General features: G+C 70.9%; 4 protein-coding genes. 2 read left to right on the top strand and 2 right to left on the bottom strand.

Annotated elements, in window-relative coordinates; translation table 11 throughout:
- Positions 1-68 precede the first annotated feature (68 nt).
- On the top strand, positions 69-290 hold the full coding sequence (locus I5E_RS08260; protein WP_022906560.1) for a hypothetical protein: 222 nt from the start codon (positions 69-71) through the stop codon (positions 288-290).
- 5 nt (positions 291-295) lie between these two features.
- Here the strand turns inward: I5E_RS08260 and I5E_RS08255 are convergent, their stop codons facing one another.
- Entirely contained in the window at positions 296-1,114 is an 819-nt protein-coding gene (locus I5E_RS08255; RefSeq protein WP_022906559.1) for an aldo/keto reductase, read from the bottom strand.
- Between the two features lie 168 nt (positions 1,115-1,282).
- Positions 1,283-1,969 carry a phosphate signaling complex protein PhoU gene (phoU, locus tag I5E_RS08250; RefSeq protein WP_022906558.1) on the bottom strand — a complete coding sequence of 229 codons (687 nt, stop codon included), beginning with the start codon at positions 1,967-1,969 and terminating at the stop codon, positions 1,283-1,285.
- A 156-nt stretch (positions 1,970-2,125) separates the two neighbouring features.
- Between phoU and I5E_RS25965 the strand changes: the two genes are divergently transcribed.
- Positions 2,126-2,417, top strand: a 292-nt coding sequence (locus I5E_RS25965; protein WP_042723708.1) for a hypothetical protein, incomplete at its 3' end; no start/stop codon positions are given.

The raw sequence follows: 2,417 nt of genomic DNA, 5'->3' as shown, positions 1-2,417 counted from the left end.
ATCGCGGTCACCCTGGAGGTCGTGTTCGTTCGGAACCTCCGGCAGCAGATCGAGCGGAGGCGGGGTCGGTGACCGGCGCGACCTGGTTCGGCATCGGCGCGGTCGTCGTGGCGCTGTGGGGTGTGACGATCGCGGTGTTCAACCGGTGGGCGCAGTCCATCGGTGGCGACGAGCTCGTGAACGGGAGGCCACTCACGCCGCGGTTCGTCCGGGTGATCGGCATCTTCCTCGCAGTCGTGGGGACCGGGATCGCCGTGGTTGCCTTCAGCGGGCTGCTCCCGACCGGCTGAGCGCCTCAGGACACCGAGTCCGGGTGGGACCCCGTGCGCTGCCCCGACTCGAGCGACGCGATCGCCGCCAGGTCGTCGTCGGTCAGCACGAAGCCGTCGACGTCGAGGTTCGACCGGATCCGCGCCGGCGTCACCGACTTCGGCAGCACCACCACGTCCTGCTGCACGTTCCAGCGCACGAGCACCTGCGCGACGCTCACCCCGTGGGCGTCCGCGATGCCGGTGAGGACCGGCTCGTCGACGAGTCGCCCGCGGCCGAGCGGCGACCAGGCCTCGGTCACGATGCCGTGCTGCGCGTGGAATGCCATCAGCTCGCGCTGCGGCAGCCAGGGGTGCCGCTCGACCTGGTTCACCGCGGGGACCTCGCCGGTCTCGTCGACGATCCGCTCGAGGTGCGGCACCTGGAAGTTCGAGACGCCGACGCTCCGCGCACGTTCCGACGCGCGCAGCTCGACGAGAGCGCGCCAGGTGTCGACGTACCGGTCGTTCGCGGCGGCCGGCCAGTGGATCAGGTACAGGTCGACGGCGTCGAGCCCGAGCCGCTCGAGGCTCGCGTCGAACGCTCGCAGGGTCGCGTCGCGCCCCTGGTGGTCGTTCCACACCTTCGTCGTCACGAAGACGTCGTCACGGTCCAGCCCGGAGGCGCGGATCGCCTTCCCGACGCCGGTCTCGTTGCCGTACATCTCGGCGGTGTCGACGTGCCGGTAGCCGGCGTCGAGCGCGAGACCGACGGCCGTCTCGGCCTCGGCGTCGTCGACCTTGTAGACGCCGAAGCCGACGGCGGGGATCGAGGTGCCGTCGCGGAGGGGGACTGAGGTGACCATGCACCCATCCTGCCGATCGTGGCGGGGATGCGCCGCGCCTCCAGGCCGGGCGTCGGTCGTGCGTCGTTCCTTCCCAGAACGGCTGCGATGGAGAGTGGGAACGGGCGTACCTGGTCGGAACTTCCGACCAGGTACGCCCGTTTCGACCAGGGACACCCCGCGCTGCGGCTACTTGGGGATGTTGACCGGCTCGGTGTCGGGGATGGGGCTCGCGTCGCGACCGCGCAGGTCGGGCAGCCAGCGCTTCGTGACGAGCGGGAGCACGACGCCCACCGCGGCCATCACCGCGCCGACCATCATCCCGCCGGTGGCGCCCTGGCTGTCGAGCGCGCCCTTCCAGGTCTCGCCGAGCACGAAGTCGAACACGCTCGCGTGCAGCTCGTCGATGGCGTCGTCCTCGTCGCGGATCTCCCCGGCGAGGGCGATGTCCTCGGTGGCGAGCAGGCGCGTGAGCTTCTGCGCCATCGCGACGTCGAGCTGGCCCATCTTCTTGAAGGTGCCGCGGAGGCCCTTCGGGACGACCTTCTCGGGGAAGCGCTGGCGGGTGAGCTGGGCGATGTGCTCGGCCATGTCGCCCATGCGCTCGAGCGACGAGCTGACGCGGAGGGCGGTGACGACGACGCGCAGGTCACGGGCGACGGGGGCCTGACGGGCGAGGATGTCGATCGCGATCTCGTCGAGGCTGTTCGCCGCCTCGTCGATCTTGGCGTCGTCGGCGATCACCTCCTCGGCGAGGGCCACGTCGGACTCGCTGAACGACTGCGTGGCTCGGGTGATGGCGGACTCGACGAGCCCGGCGATCTCGGTCAGTCGCTCCTGGACGTCCTGGAGTTCCTGCTGGAAGACTTCGCGCATGGGGGAGTACCTCTCTCTGCGTACCGGTCGAGTGTCGTCAGGTCAGGTGAACGAACGGTGACGTCCGGCTGAACGCTTCGCGATCCGGACCGGGAACCACGCCGGACGCGGGTGAACGGGGTCGGAACCGCGTGTGACCATCCCTACACTGACGGCATGGACAACGCGTGGCTGGTGCCACTGTCGATGCTCCTCGGCGGGGTCTTCGGAGCGGGCGTCGTGGTGCTGATCATCACTCCGACGGACCTGGGGTCCCGGTGCGGCCGGGCGCTGGGGCGCCGACTGGCGCGGCGCGCTCTGCTGCGGAGCGTTCTGCTGCGGAGCGTTCTGCGGGGCCGGTGGCGCATCGGGGTAGGGCTCACCGTCGCCGTACGGGTCGTCGTCGAGCGGGTAGTCGTCCACCGGGACGTCCGGGGCGCCGACCGGGCCGCCCGCGGAGGCGCGGTCC

This window comes from Curtobacterium sp. B18, assembly GCF_000333375.1.
Lineage (GTDB): Bacteria > Actinomycetota > Actinomycetes > Actinomycetales > Microbacteriaceae > Curtobacterium.
This window is presented reverse-complemented; position numbering and strand designations above follow the sequence as displayed.